This is a genomic window from Rhodococcus sp. GA1 (assembly GCF_024321955.1).
In the GTDB taxonomy this organism is placed as follows: domain Bacteria; phylum Actinomycetota; class Actinomycetes; order Mycobacteriales; family Mycobacteriaceae; genus Rhodococcus; species Rhodococcus pyridinivorans.
The window spans coordinates 2,653,546-2,677,681 of sequence record NZ_CP097186.1; the positions used below are offsets into that span (position 1 = coordinate 2,653,546).

25 protein-coding genes are annotated in these 24,136 nt (G+C 67.5%); 12 read left to right on the forward strand and 13 right to left on the reverse strand.

Annotated elements, in window-relative coordinates:
* Positions 1-654, forward strand: coding sequence for a CoA transferase subunit B (locus M3330_RS12510; RefSeq protein ID WP_006550749.1), 654 nt, complete (start codon positions 1-3; stop codon positions 652-654).
* Here the strand turns inward: M3330_RS12510 and M3330_RS12515 are convergent.
* Positions 641-1,177, reverse strand: a complete 537-nt coding sequence (locus tag M3330_RS12515; protein WP_039584374.1) for a DUF1992 domain-containing protein — start codon at positions 1,175-1,177, stop codon at positions 641-643. The two genes, M3330_RS12510 and M3330_RS12515, sit on opposite strands and share 14 nt — an antisense overlap.
* Before the next feature lie 138 nt (positions 1,178-1,315).
* On the opposite strand from M3330_RS12515, the gene M3330_RS12520 reads away from it, so the two are divergent.
* From M3330_RS12520 to dmpG, 4 genes are all read left to right on the forward strand, one after another.
* Entirely contained in the window at positions 1,316-2,071 is a 756-nt protein-coding gene (locus M3330_RS12520) for an IclR family transcriptional regulator (RefSeq protein ID WP_033097576.1), read from the forward strand.
* 91 nt (positions 2,072-2,162) lie between these two features.
* Entirely contained in the window at positions 2,163-3,008 is an 846-nt protein-coding gene (locus M3330_RS12525; protein ID WP_039584373.1) for a 2-keto-4-pentenoate hydratase, read from the forward strand.
* Entirely contained in the window at positions 3,005-3,937 is a 933-nt protein-coding gene (locus tag M3330_RS12530) for an acetaldehyde dehydrogenase (acetylating) (RefSeq protein WP_019290597.1), read from the forward strand. Before M3330_RS12525 ends, M3330_RS12530 begins: the two co-directional genes overlap by 4 nt.
* On the forward strand, positions 3,934-4,989 hold the full coding sequence (gene dmpG, locus M3330_RS12535; RefSeq protein ID WP_200359028.1) for a 4-hydroxy-2-oxovalerate aldolase: 1,056 nt from the start codon (positions 3,934-3,936) through the stop codon (positions 4,987-4,989). Before M3330_RS12530 ends, dmpG begins: the two co-directional genes overlap by 4 nt.
* Before the next feature lie 19 nt (positions 4,990-5,008).
* On the opposite strand, the gene M3330_RS12540 is transcribed toward dmpG, so the two are convergent.
* From M3330_RS12540 to M3330_RS12580, 9 genes are all read right to left on the reverse strand, one after another.
* Positions 5,009-5,299 (reverse strand): GNAT family N-acetyltransferase, encoded by a 291-nt coding sequence (locus M3330_RS12540; RefSeq protein ID WP_024102424.1) that lies wholly within the window; start codon positions 5,297-5,299, stop codon positions 5,009-5,011.
* 91 nt (positions 5,300-5,390) lie between these two features.
* Positions 5,391-5,867 carry a bacterioferritin gene (gene bfr, locus M3330_RS12545; protein WP_016693088.1) on the reverse strand — a complete coding sequence of 159 codons (477 nt, stop codon included), beginning with the start codon at positions 5,865-5,867 and terminating at the stop codon, positions 5,391-5,393.
* A 48-nt stretch (positions 5,868-5,915) separates the two neighbouring features.
* Positions 5,916-6,113 (reverse strand): bacterioferritin-associated ferredoxin, encoded by a 198-nt coding sequence (locus tag M3330_RS12550; protein WP_019290600.1) that lies wholly within the window; start codon positions 6,111-6,113, stop codon positions 5,916-5,918.
* A gap of 151 nt (positions 6,114-6,264) precedes the next feature.
* Positions 6,265-7,014, reverse strand: coding sequence for an AIM24 family protein (locus M3330_RS12555; RefSeq protein WP_016693090.1), 750 nt, complete (start codon positions 7,012-7,014; stop codon positions 6,265-6,267).
* Positions 7,011-7,715, reverse strand: a complete 705-nt coding sequence (locus M3330_RS12560; RefSeq protein WP_255024898.1) for an AIM24 family protein — start codon at positions 7,713-7,715, stop codon at positions 7,011-7,013. The genes M3330_RS12555 and M3330_RS12560 overlap by 4 nt, the downstream gene beginning before the upstream one ends.
* Positions 7,716-7,721: 6 nt before the next feature.
* Complete coding sequence (locus M3330_RS12565; RefSeq protein WP_033097527.1) at positions 7,722-8,342, reverse strand: AIM24 family protein; 621 nt, start codon at positions 8,340-8,342, stop codon at positions 7,722-7,724.
* 83 nt (positions 8,343-8,425) lie between these two features.
* Positions 8,426-9,583, reverse strand: a complete 1,158-nt coding sequence (locus tag M3330_RS12570; protein ID WP_255024899.1) for an acyl-CoA dehydrogenase family protein — start codon at positions 9,581-9,583, stop codon at positions 8,426-8,428.
* Positions 9,584-9,625: 42 nt separating this feature from the next.
* Positions 9,626-10,819, reverse strand: coding sequence for an acyl-CoA dehydrogenase family protein (locus M3330_RS12575; protein ID WP_255024900.1), 1,194 nt, complete (start codon positions 10,817-10,819; stop codon positions 9,626-9,628).
* Positions 10,816-12,060, reverse strand: a complete 1,245-nt coding sequence (locus M3330_RS12580; protein ID WP_033097526.1) for a CoA transferase — start codon at positions 12,058-12,060, stop codon at positions 10,816-10,818. The genes M3330_RS12575 and M3330_RS12580 overlap by 4 nt, the downstream gene beginning before the upstream one ends.
* Before the next feature lie 304 nt (positions 12,061-12,364).
* Between M3330_RS12580 and M3330_RS12585 the strand changes: the two genes are divergently transcribed.
* From M3330_RS12585 to M3330_RS12600, 4 genes are all read left to right on the forward strand, one after another.
* Entirely contained in the window at positions 12,365-13,711 is a 1,347-nt protein-coding gene (locus M3330_RS12585; protein WP_006550734.1) for an MFS transporter, read from the forward strand.
* Between the two features lie 166 nt (positions 13,712-13,877).
* A complete protein-coding gene (locus tag M3330_RS12590; RefSeq protein ID WP_033097525.1) occupies positions 13,878-15,008 on the forward strand; it encodes a thiolase family protein in 1,131 nt (376 codons plus the stop codon).
* Positions 15,009-15,048: 40 nt separating this feature from the next.
* Complete coding sequence (locus M3330_RS12595; RefSeq protein ID WP_024102416.1) at positions 15,049-15,813, forward strand: SDR family NAD(P)-dependent oxidoreductase; 765 nt, start codon at positions 15,049-15,051, stop codon at positions 15,811-15,813.
* Between the two features lie 14 nt (positions 15,814-15,827).
* Positions 15,828-17,483 carry an AMP-binding protein gene (locus M3330_RS12600; RefSeq protein WP_064060055.1) on the forward strand — a complete coding sequence of 552 codons (1,656 nt, stop codon included), beginning with the start codon at positions 15,828-15,830 and terminating at the stop codon, positions 17,481-17,483.
* Positions 17,484-17,609: 126 nt separating this feature from the next.
* Here M3330_RS12600 and M3330_RS12605 read toward each other — a convergent pair whose 3' ends face one another.
* Positions 17,610-18,794 carry an acyl-CoA dehydrogenase family protein gene (locus M3330_RS12605; RefSeq protein ID WP_019290607.1) on the reverse strand — a complete coding sequence of 395 codons (1,185 nt, stop codon included), beginning with the start codon at positions 18,792-18,794 and terminating at the stop codon, positions 17,610-17,612.
* A 165-nt stretch (positions 18,795-18,959) separates the two neighbouring features.
* On the opposite strand from M3330_RS12605, the gene fabG reads away from it, so the two are divergent.
* The 3 genes from fabG to M3330_RS12620 all read left to right on the forward strand — a co-directional run bounded on the left by fabG (position 18,960) and on the right by M3330_RS12620 (position 21,986).
* Positions 18,960-19,700 (forward strand): 3-oxoacyl-ACP reductase FabG, encoded by a 741-nt coding sequence (gene fabG, locus M3330_RS12610; RefSeq protein ID WP_006550729.1) that lies wholly within the window; start codon positions 18,960-18,962, stop codon positions 19,698-19,700.
* A 40-nt stretch (positions 19,701-19,740) separates the two neighbouring features.
* Positions 19,741-20,952: an acetyl-CoA C-acetyltransferase gene (locus tag M3330_RS12615; protein ID WP_006550728.1), complete on the forward strand. Its 1,212-nt coding sequence runs from the start codon at positions 19,741-19,743 to the stop codon at positions 20,950-20,952.
* Positions 20,953-21,125: 173 nt separating this feature from the next.
* Positions 21,126-21,986: an endonuclease domain-containing protein gene (locus tag M3330_RS12620; RefSeq protein WP_255024901.1), complete on the forward strand. Its 861-nt coding sequence runs from the start codon at positions 21,126-21,128 to the stop codon at positions 21,984-21,986.
* Between the two features lie 77 nt (positions 21,987-22,063).
* Here M3330_RS12620 and M3330_RS12625 read toward each other — a convergent pair whose 3' ends face one another.
* Positions 22,064-23,164: a class I SAM-dependent methyltransferase gene (locus tag M3330_RS12625; RefSeq protein ID WP_200359022.1), complete on the reverse strand. Its 1,101-nt coding sequence runs from the start codon at positions 23,162-23,164 to the stop codon at positions 22,064-22,066.
* 56 nt (positions 23,165-23,220) lie between these two features.
* Positions 23,221-24,132 (reverse strand): LysR family transcriptional regulator, encoded by a 912-nt coding sequence (locus tag M3330_RS12630; RefSeq protein ID WP_019290612.1) that lies wholly within the window; start codon positions 24,130-24,132, stop codon positions 23,221-23,223.
* Positions 24,133-24,136 lie beyond the last annotated feature (4 nt).

The window sequence follows — 24,136 nt, forward strand, 5'->3', positions numbered from 1 at the left end:
ATGACCACAGCTGTCGAGACACAGGGTTGGACGCGCACGCAGATGGCCGCGCGCGCCGCGCAGGAACTCTCGCCGGGGGAGTACGTCAACCTCGGTATCGGCCTGCCGACGCTGATCCCCAACTACCTGCCCGAGGGTGTGCACGTGACCCTGCACAGTGAGAACGGCATCCTGGGCACCGGGCCGTACCCCACCGACGACGCGGTCGACCCGGATCTGATCAACGCCGGCAAGGAGACCGTGACGGTCAACCCCGGCGCTGCTTTCTTCGACTCGGCGCTGAGCTTCGGCATGATCCGCGGCGGCCACATCGACACCGCCGTGCTCGGCGGCATGGAGGTCTCGGCCACCGGCGATCTGGCCAACTGGATGGTGCCCGGCAAGATGGTCAAGGGCATGGGCGGGGCGATGGATCTCGTCCACGGTGCCCGCAAGGTCATCGTGCTCATGGAGCACACCGACAAGCAGGGCAACCCGAAGATCGTCTCGGAGTGCTCGCTGCCGCTCACCGGTGAGGGCGTGGTGCAGCGCATCATCACCAACCTCGCGGTGATCGACGTGACCGCCGACGGCCTCGTCCTGACCGAGTGCGCCCCCGGCGTCACCGAGGAACAGGTGCGCGCCGCCACCGGAGCACCGCTCACCCTTCTCTGACGACCGGCCGGTTCCGCCTGCGGAACCACCGGAAGATCCACCCCCTGCGCACGGCCCCGGCCTCGGACTCCGTCTCGAGCCGGGGTCGCGTCGAGTTCAGAGCCGTGCGGGCCTCCTCACGACGACGCGCCCGCTCGACCTTCCACACCTCCACCATCTCCTCGGCGTCGACCTTGTGGATCGGCACGGGCAGTCCGCTCGGGAACCGCAGGCAGTCGGCGATCCGCCGGTTGAGATCGGAGACGATCTCGCGCACCACCTTCTCGCTGGGCGCCGACCCGACCGTGCCGGGCAGCCGCTCGATCTCGCGCCGCAACTGCAGTTCGGGCGGCAGCAGAGCCTCCGTCGACAGGCCCTCACGCGCCAGATAACTCTTCACCCACCACAGATCGTCGTCGCCGTGGTCGGGGATGGGTTTGCCGTAACCGGGCAGATCGTCGAAATCGCCCCGGTCCTGCGCCACGCGGATCTGCCGTTCGATCCACGTCTCGAACGTCAGATCCCACCGCTTGCGCTCGGTCACACATCCAGGATGCCAGGGGCGGGCACCGGGTCCGGGCGGCTGTGGGTCCCGACCGCCACACGGTGCTGGTGTCCTAACCTGAGCCACGTGGAAGGACAGCGCGAGTCGCCGGTGCATGCCCGCCCGCCGGGCGACGGGGTGGACACCAACACGGTGCTCGGCAAGGTCGTCACCGTGCTGTGGGCGTTCACCGCCGACGACCACGTCCTCACCCTCGCCGAACTGGGTCGACGCACCGGTCTGCCGAAGGGGACGCTGCACCGCGTCGTCGGCGACCTCGTCGCCGTCCGGTTGCTCGACAAGGACCCGGCCGGTTACCGCCTGAGCGGGCAGCTCTTCGAACTTGGCCTGCGCGCCTCCCTCGAGCGGGGCCTGGTCGAGGTCGCCATCCCGTTCATGGAGGACCTCTACGAGCGCACCCACGAGACCGTGCACCTCGGCGTCCCCGAGGGTGTCGAGGTCGTCTATGTCTCGAAGATCGGCGGACATCGCCCCGCGTCCACGCCGTCCCGGATCGGTGGGCGAATGCCCATGTACTGCACCGGGATCGGCAAGGCTCTTCTCGCGTTCTCCCCACCGGAGCTGCTGGCCGAGGTGGTCGAGGCCGGATTGGCGCGCAAGACTCCCCGCACCATCACGACCCCCGGGCGGCTCGGGGCGAATCTCGCGACCGTGCTCGAGCGCGGGGTGGCCTTCGAGTTCGAGGAGTCCGCGGTCGGCCTGGCCTGTGTCGCCGCCCCGATCCTCGACGCGGACGAGCGTCCCATCGCGGCGGTGAGCGTCACCGGTCCCGTCACCCGGTTCCGTCCGGAGAAGCACGAGGGAGCGGTGAAGGCCGCCGCCGCGGGTATCGCCGCCACCCACGCCCGCCGCGAGGCCATTCGCAACCTCTGAGCGCGCACGTTCCACTCACCGGAACGACCCCCTGTACGGGGGCGGACCTCGCCGCCACGATGGTCGTAATCCATCGAACGACGAGGACGTGATGACTACCAGCTCCAACACCACATCAGCGGCGGATCGCACCCGCATCGCCGGTGCGGCAGCCGACCGTCTCATCGAGGCCACACGCAGCTCCACACCGTGCGGTCCGGTCCGCGACCTGCTCGGGGAGACCGACATCGACCTGGCGTATGCGGTGCAGCAGCAGCTCACCGACCGCCGGCTCGCCGAAGGTGCCCGCATCGTCGGACGCAAGATCGGCCTGACCTCCCCGGCGGTGCAGCAGCAGCTCGGTGTCGACCGCCCCGACTTCGGTGTCCTCTTCGACGACATGGACGTCACCGCTCTCGACGAGGTGCCCAGCAAGCGCCTGCTGCAGCCGAAGGCCGAGGCCGAGATCGCCTTCGTCCTCTCCGCCGACCTCGACTCGGACGATCTCGATCTCGCGACCGTCCGCGCCGCCGTCGGCCACGCGGTCGCCGCTCTCGAGATCGTCGACAGCCGCGTCGCCGGCTGGGACATCAAGATCACGGATACGGTCGCGGACAACGCATCCAGCGGCCTGTACGTGCTCGGCTCGCAGACTCTCACCCTCGACGAGTTCGAGCCGATCGACGCCACCATGCGGATGTACGTCGACGACGAGCTCGTCTCCGAGGGCAACGGCGCAGCCTGCCTCGGCGATCCGCTGAACGCCCTGCTGTGGCTCGCACGCACGGCACGCGAGTTCGGGCAGCCCCTGCGCGCAGGACAGGTCGTGCTGTCGGGGGCACTCGGCCCGATGGTCCCGGCGCCGCCCGGCGTCACGGTCCGCGCCGAGATCTCCTCGCTCGGCACCGTCACCGCGCGTTTCTCTTCCGAAAGCTCCACCGCACAGGAGAACTCATGACCACCAAGGTTGCCGTCATCGGGTCGGGCAACATCGGCACCGACCTGCTCATCAAGATCAAGCGACTGGCCGACGCCGAACTCGAGACCGTCGCCCTCGTCGGCATCGATCCCGAATCCGACGGCCTCGCACGGGCGAAGCGCCTCGGCATCGACGCCATCTCGACCGGTGTCGAAGGACTCGTCGAGCACCCGCGCTTCGACGAGATCGAGATCGTCTTCGACGCAACCTCGGCGAAGGCCCACGAGTACAACGAGAAGGTCCTGCGCCCCCACGGGAAGATGCTCATCGACCTGACGCCGGCCGCGATCGGCCCGTACACGGTGCCGCCGGTGAACCTCACCGAGCACCTCGACGCCCCGAACGTCAACATGGTCACCTGCGGTGGCCAGGCCACCATCCCGATCGTCGCGGCCATCTCGCAGGTCACCAAGGTGCACTGGGCCGAGATCGTCGCCTCGATCTCCTCGAAGTCGGCCGGCCCCGGCACCCGCGCCAACATCGACGAGTTCACCGAGACCACCTCGCAGGCCATCGAGAAGATCGGTGGCGCCACGCGCGGCAAGGCGATCATCATCCTCAACCCGGCCGAGCCGCCGATGATCATGCGCGACACCGTGCTCGCTCTCGTCGGTGAGGACCGCAAGGACGAGATCGTCGCGTCCGTCGAGGCGATGGTCGCGAAGGTCCAGGAATACGTGCCCGGCTACACCCTCAAGCAGGAGGTGCAGTTCACCGAGGTCACCGAGCCCATGGAGACGCTCACCGACCACACCGGCCCTCTGTGGAAGGTCGCGGTGTTCCTCGAGGTCAAGGGCGCAGCGCACTACCTGCCCGAGTACGCGGGCAATCTCGACATCATGACCTCCGCGGCGCTGCAGGTCGCACGCGCCGTGGCGGCACGCACGAAGGATCAGGTGACGGCATGACCGCGGCAACGACGACGCCTCGCGAATTCGCAAGCGACGGAACGGCTCTGTACATCCAGGACGTGACCCTGCGCGACGGCATGCACGCCATCCGCCACCGCATCACGCCACAGGACGTCGCGAAGATCGCCGGTGCGCTCGACCGTGCTGGTGTGGATGCCATCGAGGTCTCCCACGGCGACGGTCTCGCCGGTCACTCGCTGACCTACGGTCCCGGCAGCAACACCGACTGGGAGTGGCTCGAATCCGCTGCCGGAGCGATCAATTCGGCCACGCTCACCACGCTGCTCCTGCCCGGTATCGGAACCGTCCACGAGCTGAAGCGTGCCTACGAGATCGGCGTGCGGTCGGTGCGCATCGCGACGCACTGCACCGAGGCCGACGTCTCCGCGCAACACATCGCCGCGGCGAAAGAGCTGGGCATGGACGTGTCCGGCTTCCTGATGATGTCGCACATGGCCCCGTCCGAGGAGCTCGCCCGCCAGGCGAAGCTCATGGAGTCCTACGGCGCCGACTGCGTCTACGTCACCGATTCCGGCGGACGCCTCACGATGGACGGTGTCCGCGAGCGTGTGCGTGCCTACCGTGAGGTCCTGAACGAGACCACGCAGATCGGCATCCACGCGCACCAGAACCTGTCGCTGTCGGTCGCCAACTCCGTGTGTGCCGTCGAGGAAGGCGTCATCCGCGTCGACGCGTCGCTGGCCGGACACGGTGCCGGTGCCGGCAACTGCCCGATCGAGCCCTTCGTCGCCGTCGCCGACCTGCTCGGCTGGAAGCACTCGTGCGATCTGTTCGGGCTGCAGGACGCCGCCGACGATCTCGTGCGCCCGCTGCAGGACCGTCCGGTGCAGGTCGACCGCGAGACCCTCACCCTCGGCTACGCCGGCGTGTACTCGAGCTTCCTGCGTCACGCCGAGACCGCCGCGAGCATCTACGGTCTCGACACCCGCGACATCCTCGTCGAGATCGGCCGTCGCGGCCTCGTCGGTGGGCAGGAGGACATGATCACCGACGTCGCACTCGACCTGCGCAACCGCGCGGGGAACTGACCAGCGCCCGCGTGCATGTCTAGTCGGTCAGATCCCGGTAGTCCGGGTGCTTCTCGATGAACTTGTCGACGTACGAGCAGATCGCGACGATGCGCTTGCCGCGTTCGCGGACGTCGTCGAGGGCGAAACCGACGAGCTTGCCTCCGAGTCCCTGACCGGAGTAACCCTTGTCGATCTCGGTGTGGTCGAAGACGAGGCGGCCGTCGTCGTCGGGGTGGTACTGGGTGTATCCGACGACGGCGTCGTCGTCCCGGACTTCGTACCTCTGCTTCTCGGCGTTGTGCACCACGGTCACGGACGAATCGCTCATGGTCTTCCTCTCACCGTCGACAAGCTGGTGTGTCCCACAGCATAGAGAACGGGCCGCGGCGCAATGCCGCGGCCCGTTCTGCTGTGCCGGATTATTCCGGCGGAGAGATGTGCTGGGCGAGGTACAGCGGTTCGCCGAGCTGCTCGATCAGATCGAGCTGGGTTTCGAGATAGTCGATGTGTTCTTCCTCGTCGGCGAGGATCTCCTCGAAGATGTTGGCCGAGGTGATGTCGCTGACCGAGCGCATGTACTCGGCTCCCTTCCGGAGCCGGTCGCGGGCCTCGATCTCCACCTGGAGGTCGGCCTCGAGCATCTCCTTGACGGTCTGCCCCAGACGCAACGCCCCGAGGCGCTGGTAGTTGGGGAGTCCGTCGAGATAGAGGATCCGATCGGTGAGTCTCTCGGCGTGACGCATCTCGTCGAACGACTCGTCGCGAGTGTGCTTCGCGAGTTTCGCCCATCCGCGGTTGTCCTGCATCTTCGAATGCAGGAAGTACTGATTGATCGCGGTGAGCTCGGCGGTGAGTTGTTCGTTGAGCAACTCGATGACCTTCTTGTCGCCCTTCATGGCACCTCCCGGGGTGAACCATCAGGTTTACCGCCGGGTAGGGGCTGGCTACACGGCGGTCTCGAGTTCGATGGTCTCATTCCGCTCGCGAGCCTGCCGGATGATTGCGGAGATGTTCCGGACGCAGCTGCCACAATCGGTGCCGGCGCGGCACTTGGCGCTCACCTCGCGGGTACAGCGTGCTCCCGCAGCCACCTCTGCCTCGATGTGGTGGTGGGTAAGAGCGTGGCAACTGCAGACGATCATCAGAGCCACCTTTCTGCGACCGAGGGAACACTCACTTAGGTTGCCCAAACCTTACATCGGCTTAGGCTAGCCTAGCTTGTGATCGTAGTCACAAGAAGAGGGGGTCGGATCCGTGTTATGCCCAGGTCCGTCCCAGGGTGTGATACTGCAGCTACTGCTGTTGCAGGTGTTGCGAGACCACCTGGTTGATCCGGTGCAGACCGGGCGAGGTGAGGCCCGGGATCTGGTTCTCGATCGTGCGTACCAGCGACGAATCGTCGAGGACCTTCTCGCTCGACTGGATCAGGACGGTGCCGGCACCGGTGAAATCGAACTGCCGTTCCTCACCGGACTGCACACCGAAACGACGCGCCCCGGCCGAGACGAACCCGGTGATCCACGATTCGTCGTAGTGATGACTGGGGGACGGACAGTCGGCCCAGCCGACGAGCGCCTCGGGATCCACCCGCAGCGGCGGCTCGGCGAACATCACCGGCCCGTTCGACGACGCGAGGAAACGGCCCGTACCGATGAGGGTGAGGAAACCCGGGACGATCGACTGGTTGAGCGACAGGCCCGGTTCGAAGGCCAGCAGATTGGCCTGCCGGATCGTGAGGTTGCCGTCGTCGAGGTCGTACGAGTTGATGTCGTATCCGCGGTCGCCGATGATCAGCTTCCCGAAGCCTTCGGCCACGACGTAGTCGCCGAGATAGAGCGGAGCGGAGAACTGCTGGGCCACCATGTGCAGCAGGTGTCCTTGCAGCCCGTGGGTGAGTGCCGAGAACTGCACCTGACCGTAGTACGCGATCATCGCGCCCTTCGACAGGAACCAGGGCGTCTGCAGGTCGATGCAGTAGGCGTAGGGATTGCCCGGCACGTTGTCGCTGCCGCCGAAGCTCGACGGGTTCAGAACGGTACTCACAGCTTCTCCTCCGATGCCTGCACGTAGACGATGCCCTGTCCGCTGCATTCGAGTTGCATGGCCTCCCCACCGGTGCGACCGACGTTCCGCCAGCTCATCGACGACTTCAGTTCGGTGCGGACCGGGCCGTAGGACGCCACGAACGCCTGCGGGTCGACGACCACGGGCGTCGGACCACCCACCTGAAGCTCGAACACGCCGCCATGGGCGAGCAGCACCGCCGCGCCCTGGCCGATCAGCTGGGTGGTGAACATGCCGGTGCCGGTCATCGCTCCGGTGGCGGCGCCGCGCAGCGCCCCTAGCAGACCCCCGCCGCCACCGCCCCCACCGGAGGCGGCGGCCACCGAGACGACCGTGGACTGCAGACCGGTGGTGTGGGCGAGCAGGCGCGACGCTTCCGCCCGCAGCTCACCGCCCGCGGACATGTCGACGATGTGCGTCTCGAGACCGCGGAAGCCGTAGTGCACGATACCGTCGCCCTGCGCGAGCATCGTGGCCTCGTGCTCACCCTGCAGCATGCGTCCCGCCATACCGGCGAGACCACCGAGACCCGGAGCGCCCCCGACGCCACCGGGAACACCGTGGGGGGAGAACCGGACGTTGCCGGTGTAGAACAGCATCGCGCCGCGGCGGGCCACGACGGGACCGGACTGCCGCAGGTCGACGCGCACGACCTTGCCGTTGATCTTCGTGAAGTTCATCTGTTCCTACCGTTCCGCCGGCTGGATGGAGACCACGCCCACGCCGACCCACTCGAGGGAGAACGCCTCGCCGCTGCCCTGACCGATGGCCGAGCGCCACGACACGTCGGTGACGAACGACTGCGTGAGCTGCCCCTTCGCGCACACGAAGGCGTCGGGATCGACGACGAGGGGATACTGCGGCGACACCTCGAGATGGATGAGCGGGCCCCCGGCGGAGAGCAGCGCGACCTGCCCGGTCCCCGTCACCGTCGTGGTGAACAGACCCTGACCGCTCATGCCGCCGCGCAGACCCGCGAACGTCACGTTCGTGTTCAGATTCCCGCTCAGCGCCAGCAGCTGCTCGGACTCGACCTGCAGCGTCTCGTTGTTCAGCTCCAGCACCGTGACGTCCTGCGCCTGGTGCGCGAAGTAGACGACGCCCGTGCCGCTGCACTCCATGAGCGAGAGCCCCTCACCCGTCGCGCGCTGCCGCAGCCCGGAGAGAACACCCTCGCCACCACCGAAACCGGCGGACTTGAAACCGACCTGGCCCTCGTACGCCACCATCGACCCCGACAGGGCCCGGACGGACGAATTGTTCAGGTGGGCTTCGATCACCCTCTTGGTCTTCACGACTAGCCGCATGGCGGGAAACGATAGTCGGAAACGACTTCGGTGGAGTGAACCCCCGGTAGCGGGGCCCACTCCACCGAAGAACTACAGAAGACCTACAGTCCCAGATCCTTGGCGATGATCGTCTTCATGACCTCGTTGGTGCCGCCGTAGATGCGGGTCACGCGGGTGTCGGCGTAGAGGCGGGCGATGGGGTACTCGGTGATGTAGCCGTAGCCGCCGTGCAGCTGCAGGCACTTGTCGATGATGCGGCCGGCGGCCTCCGTCGCGAACAGCTTCGCGCGGGCGGCGTCGGGCACCGTCAGTTCGTCGCGGTCGTTGAGCTCGATCGCGTTGTCGACCATGATCTGCATGGCCTGCAGTTCGGTCGAGCACTCGGCGAGCACGAACTTGGTGTTCTGGAAGGACGCGACCGGCTTGCCGAAGACCTTGCGGTCCTTGGTGTATGCGATGGTGTGCTGGATCGCCGCGGCCGCGGTGGCGGCAGCACCGAACGCGATGGTGAGACGCTCCTGCGCGAGGTTCTGCGTCAGGTACGAGAACGCCTCGCCCTCCTCGCCGAGCAGATCGGCGACCGGCACCTTCACGTCGTCGAACGACAGCTCGGCGGTGTCCGAGGTCTTGAGACCGATCTTGTGGAGCTTGCGTCCGACCGCGAAGCCCTCGCTCTTGGTGTCCACCACCAGGATCGACAGGCCACCGCGACGGTCCTCGGGGTTGTACGGCGAGGTGCGGCCCACGACGAGAATGCGGTCGGCGAGAGCACCGCCGGTGATGAACGTCTTCGCGCCGTTGAGGACGTAGTGGCTGCCGTCCTCCGAGAGCTTCGCGGTGGTCGCGATGTTGGCGAGGTCGGAACCGGTGCCCGGCTCCGTCATCGCGATGGCGAACATCAGCTCACCCGAGGCGAACCCGGGGAGCCAGCGCTGCTTCTGCTCCTCGGTGGCGTTCTGCATGATGTACGGCAGGATCAGGTTCGAGTGCACCGACGACGAACCGAACGACACACCGGCCGCCGACGCCTCCTCGGCGAGGATCACGTTGAACTTCAGCGACGTCTCGCCGCCTCCGCCGTACTCCTCGGGAACCTGGATGCCGAGGAGCCCGAGTTCGCCCATGCGGCTGTAGAACTCGCGCGGAGGATGGCCGGTCTCTTCCCACTCGGGGTAGACGGGCACGACCTCCTTCGCGATGAAGTCGCGGACTGTCTGCCGGAACGCCTCGTGATCCTCGTTGTACAGCGTGCGCTTCACGCGTTGTCCTTCCAGGGATGGATGTGATTGTGGGGGAGCACCTTACAGTGCGTAGCTGCGCAGCACGCCCTTGCTGATGATCGTCTTCTGGATCTCACTGGTGCCCTCGCCGATGAGCAGGAAGGGAGCCTCGCGCATGAGGCGCTCGATCTCGTACTCCTTCGAGTAGCCGTAGCCGCCGTGGATGCGAAAGGCGGCCTGGGTGACCTCGGAGCAGTATTCGCTGGTGAGGTACTTGGCCATACCGGCGGCGACGTCGTTGCGCTCACCCGAGTCCTTCAGACGCGCGGCGTTGACCATCATCAGGTGGGCGGCCTCGACCTTGGTGGCCATCTCCGCGAGGGAGAACGAGATCGCCTGGTGCTGGGCGATGGGCTTGCCGAAGGTGGTGCGCTGCTGGGCGTAGCGGGCGGCGAGCTCGAAGGCGCGGATCGCGACACCGCACGCGCGGGCCGAGACGTTGACACGGCCGACCTCGACACCGTCCATCATCTGGAAGAAGCCCTTGCCGGGCTCCCCACCGAGGATCGAATCGGCCGAGGCCTTGTAGTTGTCGAAGACGAGCTCGGTGGTGTCGATGCCCTTGTACCCCATCTTGTCGATCTTGCCGGGGATGGTGACACCCGGGACGACCTCACCGAAGCCGGCAGGCTTCTCGACCAGGAAGGTGGTCAGGTTCTTGTGGGGCTTGTCGGAGCCTTCCTCGGTCTTGACCAGGACGGCGACGAGAGTGGAGCTACCACCGTTGGTCAGCCACATCTTCTGGCCGTTGATGACGTAGTTGCCGTCGGCGTCGCGCTTGGCCTTGGTGCGGATGGCGGCGACGTCGGAGCCGAGTTCGGGCTCGGACATCGAGAACGCGCCGCGGACCTCACCGGTGGCCATGCGGGGCAGGTAGTACTGCTTCTGCTCTTCGGTGCCGTGCTGGCGGATCATGTACGCGACGATGAAGTGCGTGTTGATGACGCCGGAGACGCTCATCCAGCCGCGGGCGAGTTCCTCGACGCACAGCGCGTAGGTCAGCAGCGACTCGCCGAGCCCGCCGTACTCCTCGGGGATCATCAGCCCGAACAGGCCCATCTCGCGCATCTGGTCGACGATGGCCTGCGGATAGGTGTCCGAGTGCTCGAGTTCCTGAGCGTTCGGGATGATCTCGCGATCGACGAAGGCGCGGACCGTGTCGAGGATCTCGGACTGGAATTCCGTCAGACCGAGGGTCTGGGCGAGGCGGGTCATGCGTGCTCTTTCTGGGAGATGCGGATGGTGCCGGATGCTGCGAGGGCGTCGATCTCGTCGTCGGTCAGCCCGAGATGTTCGGTGAGCACCTCGGCGGTGTCGTCGCCGTTGGCCGGCGCGGGGCGGACCTCGGGGTACCGGCCGTCGAAGGACATCGGGGTGCTCGGGGCGTGGTAGCTGCCGATGCGCGGCTGGTCGAGCTTGTGGAACATCGGGTTGTCGGTCACGCGCGGGTCGGCGGCGAGTTCGGCGAACGTGCGGTAGCGCTCGTGCAGGACCGAGGTGCCGCCCAGCGCCGTCTCGACCTCGTCGGCGGTGTGGCGCGAGAACCAGGCGCCGAACAGGCTGTTGAGCACGTGGCGGTGCTCGAACCGGGTGCCCTCGTCGCGGAAGTCGACGCCCAGGGCGGATTCGAGTGCGGCCACGGCCTCGGCGGTGCCGGTGAGCTCGGTGAGATCGCGGAAGTGGCGCGGCGTGAGCGCGACGAGCATGAAGCGTGCGCCGTCGCTGGTGGCGAAGTCGGCGCCGTAGGTGCCGTAGACGGAGTTGCCGACCTTCTCCCGGACGGGGCGGCCGAGCTGGGCCTCGGCGATGTAACCGAGATTGCCGACGGTCGCGAACGCGACGTCCTCGAGCGGGAGAACGACTCTTGTTCCGGCGCCGGTGATCTCGCGACGGTAGACGGCCGAGGCAACCGACAGGGCCGCGTACAGGCCGCACGAGACGTCCCAGGCGGGCAGCACGTGGTTGACCGGAGTCGAGACGTTCTCGGCACCGGTGACCTGCGGGAAACCGGCGGCGGCGTTGACGGTGTAGTCGACGGCGCCGGTGCCGTCGGCGCGACCGAGGACCTGCACGTGGATCAGGTCGGGGCGGATCGCGGCGAGTTCGTCGTAGTCGAGCCACGAGCGACCGGCGGCGTTGGTGACCAGCACGCCGGCATCGATGATCAGGTCGCGGATCAGGTTCTGTGCCTCCGGGCTACGGAAATCCGCTGCGAGTGATCGCTTGCCCTTGTTCAGGCCGGCCCAGTAGATCGACTCGTTGCCGTCGGTGACCGGCCAGCGGCGGTAGTCGGCAGCGCCGCCGATCGGGTCGACCCGGATCACGTCGGCGCCGAGCGCGGCCAGGGTCATGCCGCACAGGGGTGCGGCCACGAAGCTGGACACCTCGACCACGCGCACTCCCGCGAGGGGTGCAGTGGACGAGGGCAGTTCGTCGGTGGAAGCGGTGGAGTTCATGCTGGGCTCGCTCGTCCTCGTCGCAGATTGTTTCGGGCACAGTCAGCATGCCCAGGTTTTGCCGCCCGGAACAGCACCGATCGGCTATCGCTCGGTTAGCGCAGACCAATACTCGATGCGGCCTGAATCCGCCGTGTGATGAGTCATAGGTTTCAGTGATCGATTCGTTCGCCTCCCGCTCTTTGCTTCAGGTGACATGGCTCACGTTCAATACATGCAGACGCCAGGCGTGACGTTCCTCCGACAGCGACATACCGATCGTTCGTAAGTCGGCCATCCCGCTCGAGTTCTGAAGGGACTCCCAGTGACCACAGGCGAAATCGCGCACGACAAGTCGGCAGCCGCCGGCGGGCCCGGTCGGCCGACGACCGGCTCGACACCTCTCGTGACCCCCGGCCGCGCGTGGAGCATGACCGGCCTGGTCATCTTCCTCTACGTCGTCAACTACGCCGACAAGGCCGTCCTCGGCATCATCGCCCAGCCTCTGGCGCGTGAGCTCGGCATGAGCTCCTCCCAGATCGGCCTGGTCGGGTCGCTGTTCTTCGTCACATTCACCGTCGGCGGTTTCTTCGCCGGGCCGTTGAACAAGTACATGACCCTCCGCTGGGCCCTGCTGGCCCTCGGCCTGACCTGGTCGCTCGTCATGCTGCCGCTGGTCGTCAGTGCGAGTTTCGCGATGCTGGTCGTCACCCGCATGCTGCTCGGTCTCGCCGAAGGACCGAGCTCGGCGCTCATGCACACCGCCGCGTACTCGTGGCACCCGCCGGCCAAGCGTGGCCTGCCCGGCGCCTTCCTGGCCGGTTCCGCCTCGGTCGCCAAGATCGCCCTCGCTCCCGTCCTGACCTTCATCACCGTCGAATGGGGATGGCGTGCCGCGCTGATCTCGCTGTCGATCCTCGGTGCGATCTGGATGGGCTGCTGGCTCCTCGGCTGGAAGGAAGGCCCCTACACGACCCGGGCCGTCAAGGGCGCCGAGACCGCCGCTTCCGCCGCGCAGACCGAACCGTCCGTGCCGTGGCGCAAGATCTTCCTCACTCGCACCTTCATCAGCTGCGCGATCCTGATCATGGTCGTCTACGCGCTCACCACCGTCGTCCTGACCTGGCTGCCGTCCTACTTCGAGGTCGGTCTCGGCTACAGCGCTCTGCAGGCCGGCTCGATGTTCGCCCTGCCGTCCATCATCGGTCTGTTCCTCATGATCAGCTCGGGCACGGTCACCGACCGCCTCAGCGCCAAGGGTTACCGCTCGCGGGTCGTCCGCATCATCGTGCCCGCCGTCGGTGTGCTCATCTGCGGTGCCATCCTGGTCTTCCTCCCGTCCATCGGTACGCCGGCTCTGGCCGTCGCGGTCGTCTCCATCGGCTACGGCTTCGGCGCCATCGCGTTCCCGCTGATCAACGCCGCGATCTCCGAGTTGTGCCCGCCGCAGCAGACCGCCGGCACGATGGGTGTCTTCCTCGCGCTGATGGCGGTCGGCGGTCTCGTTGCCCCCTACGGCACGGGTGTCCTCGTCGACAACGCCGCCACCGCGGCGGAGGGCTATGCAACGGCCTTCCAGGTCATCGGTGCACTCGGTGCGCTCGCCGCGATCCTGGTGCTCTTCCTGGCCGACCCGGAGCGCGACCGCAAGATCATCCGGGCAGCCGCCTGACCTGTTCGGCATAGCTTCCGCCTAACGGAAGCTTCCGCCGAAAGACTTACCCCTACCGGCCGGGTGCATGGTCTCCTCGAATGTGAGGACCACCACCCGGCCGGTCGTCTTTTCCCACCACGGTTGCCCGGCAACCGTGTCCCGCAACAGCAAAGGACCGATTCGCATGCGCGATGCCGTGATCGTCGACGCCGTCCGTTCCCCCATCGGACGTCGAGGTGGTGCACTGTCCGAGATCCACCCCGTCAACCTGTCCGCCCACGTGCTGACCGCACTGGCGGAGCGGACCGGCCTCGATCCCGCCACGATCGACGACGTCCAGTGGGGTTGTGTGAGCCAGGTCGGCGACCAGGCCGGAATCGTCTCGCGCAGCGCCGTGTTCGCGGCCGGATGGCCGGTCACCGTACCCGCCACCACCATCAACCGGGCGTGCGGATCGAGCCAGCAGGCCGTGTCCTTCGCCGCCGCGACCGTCATCTCCGGCCAGAACGACGTCGTGATCGCCGGTGGTGTCGAGTCCATGAGCCGTGTGCCGATGGGCAGCGCCAGCAAGGACGGTCAGCACTTCCCGCAGAACGTGCTCGACCGCTTCGAGGTCGGCGGCTTCAGCCAGGGCATCGGCGCCGAGATGATCGCCGAGAAGTGGGGTTTCTCCCGCACGCAGCTCGACGAATTCTCGCTGCGCTCGCACGAACTGTCCGCAGCCGCCACCGACGCGGGCGCCTTCACCGGCCAGATCGCCGTGGTCGGCGAGTTCGCCACCGACGAGGGCATCCGCCGCGGCGGCACCGTCGAGTCGCTTGCCAAGCTCGAGACCGTCTTCAAGGAGGACGGCGTGATCCACGCCGGCAACTCCTCGCAGATCTCCGACGGTGCCGGCGCCCTGCTCATCACCACCAGCGAATACGCCGCGGCGCAGGGCTGGACCCCGCTCGCACGCATCCACACCGCCGTCGTCGCCGCCGACGACCCGGTCGTCATGCTCACCGGCCCCATCCCCGCCACCGAGAAGGCCATCGAGCGTTCCGGTCTGTCCATCGACGACATCGGCGCCTTCGAGATCAACGAGGCCTTCGCGCCGGTGCCGCTCGCATGGCAGGTCGAGACCGGTGCGAAGCCCGACCGCCTCAACCCGCTCGGCGGCGCGATCGGTGTCGGCCACCCCCTCGGCGGCTCCGGCGCGATTCTCATGACCCGCCTCGTGCACCACATGCGCGACAACGGCATCCGCTACGGTCTGCAGTCGATGTGCGAGGCCGGCGGCATGGCCAACGCCACCATCCTCGAACTGCTCTGATCTCACGTCACCCAGCTGCTACGAATCCGAAGGAAACACTATGGAACTCAAGGGTCTGTCCGTTGCCGTCACCGGCGGAGCGTCCGGTCTCGGTCTCGCCACGGCACGTCGCGTCCTGGCCGCCGGCGGCAACGTCACCCTCATCGACCTCCCCGGCTCGAACGGTGAGGAGATCGCCAAGGAGCTCGGCGACGGCGCCGTCTTCGCCCCCGGCGACGTGACCGATTCGGAGCAGTTCGCTGCGGCTCTCGACGTCGCGCACGAGCGCGGCGGCCTGCGCGGTGTCGTGCACTGCGCCGGCGCCGGACGCAAGATGCGCATCCTCGACAAGGAGGGCAAGGCCGGTTCGCTCGAGGACTTCGAGTTCGTGATCCGCCTCAACCTCATCGGCTCGTTCAACGCGCTGCGCCTCGGCGCCGAGCGCATGGCCGAACTCGACCTCATCGAGGACGAGCGTGGCGCCGTCGTCATGACGGCCTCCGTCGCGGCCTTCGAGGGCCAGATCGGCCAGATCAACTACTCGGCGTCCAAGGCCGGCATCGTCGGCATGACGATCGTCGCCGCACGCGACCTCGCCAGCAAGGGCATCCGCGTCAACACCATCGCCCCCGGCATCATGGACACCCCGCTGCTCGCCCGCCTGCGCGAGGACGTCCGCAAGTCGCTCGAAGCGACCGTGCCCAACCCGTCGCGTCTGGGCCGGCCCGACGAGTTCGGGCAGCTGGCCACGAACATCCTCGAGAACGGCTACATCAACGGCGAGACCATTCGCCTCGACGGCGCCATCCGTATGGCACCGCGGTGAACCGGGCGTCGACCATGACCTCGGCTTCCGACCTCGCACAGCGCAGGCTGTCGTACCCGGCGACGACGATGGCGGTGTGGGCACCGAGCCTCGCCGCCGTCTACGGCGACCGTCCCGCGGTGATCGACGGCGACCGGGTGCTCACCTACAACGACCTCGACGCACGCTCGGCGCAGTTCGCCGGCGTGCTGCACGAGGCCGGGGTGCGGGCCCGCGACGTGGTGCTCCTGCACCTCGGTAACTGCGTCGAGTTCCACATCGCCTACTACGGTGCGCTCCGCGTCGGAGCGGCGGTCACGCTCGTGAATCCGCTGCAGCCCGAACCGGGTCTGCGCCGGCAGATCGAGGAGACTTCCGCAGCCGCGGCGGTCACCGGTTCCGCACAGGCCGACACCCTGTTCCGGGCTGCGTCCGGAACGAGTATCCGGTTGATCGCGGTCGTCTCCGACGAAGCGGTCACCGCGCCGGGTGCCGTGCGCTTCGGCGATGCGCTCGAAGGACGTCCGCAGACCTTCGAACCGGTCGTCACCAGTCCGGACGATATCGCGCACATCGCGTACACCGGTGGCACGACCGGCATTTCGAAGGGCGTGCGCGTCCTGCACCGCAACGTCGTCGGCAACGTCACGCAGATGTGTGCGTGGCGCGCCGGGCACCAGCTGGTCGCCGATGTCGACGGGCGCATCTCGCTCGAACCGATCGGCGACCTGAAAATCGCCGGTGCGGTCCCGGGTCAGGGTTCGACGATCGTGGTGTCGCCGCTGTTCCACGCGCACGCGCTGATCAACACGTCGTTCCTTCTCGCGTGCGGCCTGACCCAGGTCCTCGCGGGTCGCTTCGATCCGGCCCGGATGCTCGAGCTGATCGAACGGTACGAGGCCGGCTACATCACCGGCAGCCCGGCGATGTGGCACGCCCTCGCTACGCATCCCGACGTCGAGACCCGCGACCTGTCCACCGTGCGGGTCGTGTCGTCCGGTGCCGCTCCGATCGACCACGTGACCCTCGGGAACCTCGAGCGTGCGTTCCCCAACGCACGTATCGCGGAGGGTTACGGGCTCACCGAGGGCACCTGCGTCGTCACGGCGATGCCGCTCGTCGTCGACTCGGAGTACCGCCTCGGAAGCGTCGGCCTCCCGGTCTTCGACACCGAACTCGAGATCCGCTCGCAGATCGATCCGACCGTCGTCCTCCCCGACGGAGAGCTCGGCGAACTGTGGATCCGCGGACCGCAGGTCACCGACGGATATCTCGGACACCCCGAGATCACCGCGGAACAGTACGTCGACGGCTGGCTCGCCACCGGCGACATCGCCTACCGCGATGCCGACGGATTCGTGTACATCGCCGACCGGGCGAAGGACATGTTGATCTACAAGGGCTACAACGTGTATCCGCGTGAGCTCGAAGAGATCCTGGTGACCCACCCGAAGGTGTCCACTGCGGCGGTCGTCGGGCGGGAGGCAGGCGCGATCGGTCAGGAGCCGGTAGCCTTCGTCGTCCCCGTCGACGGCGAGGAGCCCGCCGCGGAGGAGCTGAAGGCGTACGTCGCCGAACAGGTCCTGCCGTACAAGAAGATCCGTGAAGTGGTGGTGGTCGACGCATTGCCGACCTCCGCCGCGGGCAAGATCCTCAAGACCGATCTGCGATCGCGACTGACGGTCTCCTGACCCCGCACACGAGAAACCCCCGGCATCCGATGCCGGGGGTTTCTTCGTATGCGGTGGAAGGTGATTCGCAAGAATCGGTTCGGGGGCGGTTCCGGACGTACCTGTTCCGGAACCGCGCCCCGAAGGTCAGGAGTTCTTCTGTTGCTCCTGCTTGACGAGTCCGCCGCCGATGATCAGACGCTGGATCTCGCTGGTGCCCTCGTACAGGCGCAGCAGACGCACGTCGCGGTAGATCCGCTCGACCGGCACCTCGCGCATGTAGCCGGTGCCACCGTGGATCTGGACGGCGAGATCGGCGACCTTGCCGACCATCTCGGTGCAGAACAGCTTCGCGACCGACGGTGCGATGCGGCGGTCGGTCTCCTCGACCCACGCCTTCGCGGCGTCGCGGACGAGGGCGCGGCCGGCCATCACACCGGTCTGCTGGTCGGCGATCATCGCCTGCACGAGCTGGAAGTTTCCGATGGGGTTGCCGCCCTGCGTGGCGGTCGCGGCGTAGGCGACAGACTCGTCGAGTGCGCGCTGGGCCTGGCCGACCGACAGTGCGGCGATGTGCACGCGACCGCGGGCGAGCGAGACCATGGCGGCCTTGTAGCCGACGTCCTCGCTGCCGCCGACGAGCGCGGAGTTCGGCACACGCACGTCGTCGAAGTGTACGTCGGCGGTCCAGGCGCCCTCCTGGCCCATCTTGGCGTCCTTGTTGCCCACCGTCAGTCCGGGGGTGTCGGCGGGGACGAGGAAGACCGCGATTCCGGTGCCGTTCCCGTCTGCCGGACGGGTGCGGGCGAACACGACGAACAGGTTCGCCAGCGGCGCGTTGGTGATGAAGCGCTTCTCGCCGGTGATCACCCAGTCGTCACCGGCGCGCACGGCCTTGGTGCGCAGACCCGACGGGTTCGAGCCGGCGCCCGGCTCGGTGAGGGCGAAGGATGCGACGACCTCGCCGGAGGCGATGCCCTCGAGCCACTGCTGCTTCTGCTCGTCGGTGCCGAAGTTGACGAGCACCTGGCCGGCGATGCCGTTGTTGGTGCCGAACATCGAGCGCAGCGACAGGGTCGTGTAACCCAGCTCCATCGCGAGTTCCGCGTCCTGCTGCAGATTCAGGCCGAGGCCGCCCCACTCCTGCGGGATGGCGTATCCGAACAGGCCCATGTCCTTCGCGGCCTGGCGGATGTCCTCGGGAATCGCATTGGTCTCGGCGATTTCCTGTTCGCGCGGCACGACCACGTTGCGCACGAACGCGCGGGTCTGCGCGAGGATCTCGCGGAAGTCGTCCTCGTCGACCTCGGGGGCCGGGATGGAGAGTGTCATGTCTACAACCTTCGTGCGGCCGCGGGGAGGTGTCCAATACGAATGGCGCCATTCCCGTATAGGCATTGTCGATGGATGAGAGCCGTTCTACCGGCCGGTTCGCCGTTATATTCGGAGCATCGACTTGTCTGGGGGCCGTCCGAGTCCCGCCGAAAGGAATCATAGATGTCTCTGTTGGAGAACCGCACTGCCGTGATCACCGGTGGCGCTCAGGGAATCGGCTTCGCCATCGCGCAGGAGTTCGTCGACGCCGGCGCCCGCGTCGTGATCGGCGACCTCGATCTCGATGCCGCCACCGCCGCCGCCGAGAAGCTCGGAGGGCGCGACGTGGCCCGGGCCGTGCGCGCCAACGTCGTCGAGTCCGCCGACTGGGACACCCTCCTCGCCGAGGCCGTCGACGGTTTCGGTTCGCTCGACGTGGTGGTCAACAACGCCGGTATCACCCGCGACGCGACGATGCGCACGATGACCGAAGAGGACTTCGACCTCGTCATCTCGGTGCACCTCAAGGGCACCTGGCACGGCACCCGCAAGGCCGCCGCGATCATGCGTGAGGCCAAGCGCGGCGCGATCGTCAACATCTCCTCGCTGTCCGGCAAGGTCGGCATGGTCGGCCAGACCAACTACTCCGCCGCCAAGGCGGGCATCGTCGGCCTCACCAAGGCCGCCGCCAAGGAGATGGCGCACCACGGCGTCCGCGTCAACGCGATCCAGCCCGGCCTGATCCGTTCGGCGATGACCGAGGCCATGCCGCAGAAGGCATGGGACCGGAAGATGGCCGAGATCCCCATGGGCCGCCCCGGCGAGGTCGACGAGATCGCCTCCGTCGCACTGTTCCTCGCGTCCGACATGTCCTCCTACATGACCGGCACCGTCCTCGAGGTCACCGGCGGCCGCTTCATGTGACGGTCCATCCGTCACCTCCCTCTCTTCCCGAAAGGTCATCATGCGTGAAGTTGTCATCTGCGAGCCGGTCCGTACCCCGATCGGCCGCTACGGCGGAATGTTCAAGTCCCTCACCGCAGTCGATCTCGGTGTCGCAGCCCTGAAGGGTCTGCTCGAGCGCACCGGTGTTGCGCCCGAACAGGTTCAGGACGTCATCCTCGGCCACTGCAACGGCAACAGTGAGGCCCCGGCCATCGGCCGCGTCGTCGCTCTCGACGCCGGTCTGCCGATCACGGTGCCCGGCATGCACATCGACCGTCGCTGCGGTTCGGGCCTGCAGGCCGTCATCCAGGCCGCCTTCCAGGTCGGTAACGGCGACCACGATCTCGTCGTCGCCGGTGGCACCGAGTCGATGAGCAACGCGGCGTTCTACTCCACCGATATCCGCTGGGGCGGCGCCCGCACCGGTGTGCAGATGCACGACGGGCTGGTCCGAGCCCGCTCGACCGCCGGTGGCCGTTTCTACCCGGTGCCCGGCGGCATGATCGAGACCGCGGAGAACCTGCGTCGGGAGTACTCGATCTCCCGCGACGAGCAGGACGAGCTGGCCCTGAACTCGCACCTGCGTGCAGTCCACGCCCAGAAGAACGGGATCCTCGCCGAGGAGATCATCCCAGTCACGGTGAGCAGCCGTAAGGGCGACGAGGTCATCGACACCGACGAGCACCCGCGTCCCGACATCAGCCTGGAGACCCTCGCCAAGCTGAAGCCGATCATGGGCAAGCAGGACCCCGAGGCCACCGTCACCGCCGGCAACGCCAGCGGCCAGAACGACGCCGCGTCCATGGCCATCGTCACCACCCCGGAGAAGGCCGCCGAGCTGGGCCTGACCCCGCTGGTGCGGTTCGTCTCGTGGGGCGTCGCCGGTGTCCAGCCCAAGGTCATGGGCATCGGCCCCGTGCCGGCCACCGAGGTCGCCCTCGCCAAGGCGGGCATCACCCTCGCCGACGTCGACATCATCGAGCTCAACGAGGCGTTCGCCGCGCAGGCCCTTGCCGTGACCCGCGAGTGGAAGTTCGGCAAGGCCGACTTCGAGCGCACCAACGTCCACGGCTCCGGCATCTCGCTCGGCCACCCGGTCGGCGCGACCGGCGGACGCATGCTCGCCACCCTCGCCCGCGAGCTGCACCGTCGCGAGGCCCGCTACGGCCTCGAGACCATGTGCATCGGCGGCGGCCAGGGCTTGGCAGCGATCTTCGAGCGCGTCGCGTAAGCAGACAGCTCCCGGTTCGGGGAGGTTGTGTTCGGTTTTTCTCGAAAAGCCCGGACACAACCTCCCCGAACTTCTTTCGTCGCAGGTGACCGGGCTGGGGATGACGCCGGGTTGTCCACAACCGGGCCTCGACGCGGCGTCAGGAGGCGCGTCGCGCCCGGCATGCTCGGCGCGTGATCGACTTCGACGAACCGTTCTCGGGACGCGCGGCACTCGCTGCCGGCGTCGTCACGCGGCATCGGCTCGCACCCGACTTCGTCCACCTCCACCGCGACGTCTACATCCGACGAGAGATCCCGGCCACCCCGCTGCTGCGTGCGAAGGCGGCATGGTTGTGGTCGCAGGGCCGCGGCGTCCTCGCGGGAGTGTCCGCCGCTGCCGTGCACGGCACTCGATGGCTCGACCCGGATGCGGCGGCCGAACTCGTCCGCTCCGATCACGTCCGGTCGGCGCCGGGCATCTCGGTCCGACGCGCCCCGAAGCTCGACACCTGCGTGGTCGACGGGATGTTCGCGACCACACCGGCGCAGACGGCCTTCGATCTCGCCCGACGAATGCCGTTCGATCGGGCCGTCGAAACGATCGACGCGCTCTGCAACGCGACCGGCCTGAAGGTGCCTGAGATCGAGGAACTCGCGACGAGGAGCAAAGGCGCACACGGTATCGGTGCCGTGCCGCGGGTGCTCGCCCTCGTCGACGGTGGGGCTGCGTCACCGCCCGAGACCCACACGCGTCTGCTCCTCGTCCGTGCCGGTCTCCCACCGCCGGAGACCCAGATCGAGATCTTCGACGGCGACGTGTTCGTGGCGCGAGCCGACATGGGATGGAAGCAGTGGCGGGTGCTCGTGGAGTACGACGGCGTGCAGCACTGGACCGACCCCACTCAGCGCACCCGCGACATCGATCGGTACGCGGTGCTGCCCGAACTGGGGTGGACGGTCATCCGGGTCGGCGCCGACCTCCTCTACCGGCGGCCCGAAGTCTTCGTCGAACGGGTGCGGCGTGCTCTGGGAGCGGCCGGTGCGCCCGTCTGAGCAGAACTTCGGGGAGGTTGTGTGCGTGTTTTTCGAGAAACGCGAACACAACCTCCCCGAACTTTCGACGGGCAACGCTATTCGGTGCGGAGGAGGTAGAAGCGGAAGAAGCCGAAGTCCTCGATGGGGAGCACGTCGACCTCGGTGAAACCGGCATCGAGGGCATAGCGGCGCAGGGTCGCGGGACGCATGACGGTGCCCGTCGCGGCGCTCGGGGTGTGGCTCATACCGTCAGGGAGGCAGATGGTGAGGCTGTAGCCGTACATGAGCCGTTCGACGTCGTCGCCGGGCGCGGTGAAGGTGTCGGCGACCGCTTCGTCCATGACGATCATGAACCCGCCGGGTGCGAGCGACCGCCGTACGGCAGCCAACACTTCGACCGGTCGGGGCATGTCGTGGACGCACTCGAATGCGAAGGCCGCCTGGAAGTTTCCATCGGGCAGTTCGGACGCGTCGCACTGCGTGAACGTGACGCGTTGCGCCACATCGGCATTCTCCGCGAGGTTCGACCGGGCCATCTCCACCGACGGGGCGTCGATGTCGAAGCCGTGAACCTTCGCATCCGGATAGGTGCGCGCGATCGTGATCGTCGACCATCCCCCGCCGCAGCCGATGTCGGCGATCTGCGCGCCCGGCTGACCGAGCACCCGGTCGACCTCCGGTACCGACCGCAGAGCATCGGGCAGCGCCTTCTCGAACAGCGGCCTGTTCGCGTCGGCCTGCGACTCGCACACGTCGCGGCCGAACTGGCTCCAACTCACGCCGCCACCGTTGCGGTACGCCTCGAGCAGACCGGGAAGCTGCATCGTCGCGCCGACGATCATCCGGGCGAGCGGCGCCATGTACGCCAGGCTGTGCGGATCGGTGAGTACCTCGCGACCGACCGCAGACAGCGTGAAGCGTGGGGGATCGCCGTCGTCGACGTCGAGCAGACCGGTCAGAGCCTGCTGCTCGAGCCACTCGCGGGTGTACCGCGGGTGGGTTCCGGTGCGTTCGGCCAGTTCGCCGGCCGTCGCAGGTCCGTCGTCGGCGAGGCTTCGGTACCAGCCGAGACGGTCGCCGATCAGGATCGTGAGGGTGTCCATGGTGCCGAGGACGGAATCGAGGACGCGCTGCGCGTACGCGTCGACGGAATCGAGGTGGACGGAGGAAGTCGTCGAGGTGGACATACGGATCATCTCCCGAGGAGAAGTGGATGTCGTCCCCACCATCGTCGCCCCCGGATCCCCGGATGTCACCGTTCCGTCGGGAGTTGCTCCTCCGCGCCGGACTCCTCGGACGACCGCACGAAGTCGACGAAGGCGCGACCGGCCTTCGACAGCGAGGCCGGGTCGAACACCAGTCCGTACGACTGCGCGAAGGTCGGCTCGCACGGACGGACCACCGCGACGTCCTGCGCCGACTCGGCGAGCGTCCGTTCGACGAACGACCCACCCAGACCGGCGAGCACCATCGGCAGGCGGGCCTCGCGATGATCGGTGAGCACGGAGATGGGACGGCGCACCTCGGCCTGCCGCATTGCGTAGTCGATCGCGTCGCTCACGGAGCCACCGCCGCGCGGCACGAACACCATCGGGATGTCGGGGAGCTCGGCCAAGGACAGCGGCCCGGGTGGCAGGTCGGTGCCGGGGGGATAGGCGAGCCAGTACTCGGTCTGTCCGAGCTCGATGATCTCGAGACCCACCTCGTCCTCGACGGGCAGATGGGTGACGACGAACTCGCAGTAGCCGTCGTGGATGACCGACGCGGTGAACTCCTCCGCACGCAGATCACCGAGGCGCGCGGTGACTTTGGGATGGAGACGGCGGAACTCGGAGACCAGGTCGACGATCGGGCCGGTTGCGAGAGCGGGGAAGACCATCAGATCCAGTCGGCCCGTCACCTCGGTCGTCGACACGGTGAGCAGCTCTTCGACCGCGTTCACATCGCGGAGGATCTGCCGGCTCGGGCCGATCAGTGCCTTGCCCGCCGCGGTGAGCACCATGCCGCGCCCGATGCGGTGGAACAACTGCACCCCCAGCTCGCGCTCGAGGCTGCGCAGTGCCTGGGAGACGGTGGGCTGGGCGACGCCGAGCTCGGCGGCCGCGCCGTTGATGCCGTCGTTCTCCACGACGGCGAGGAAGTATTCGACCTGACGGAACTCCATGTCG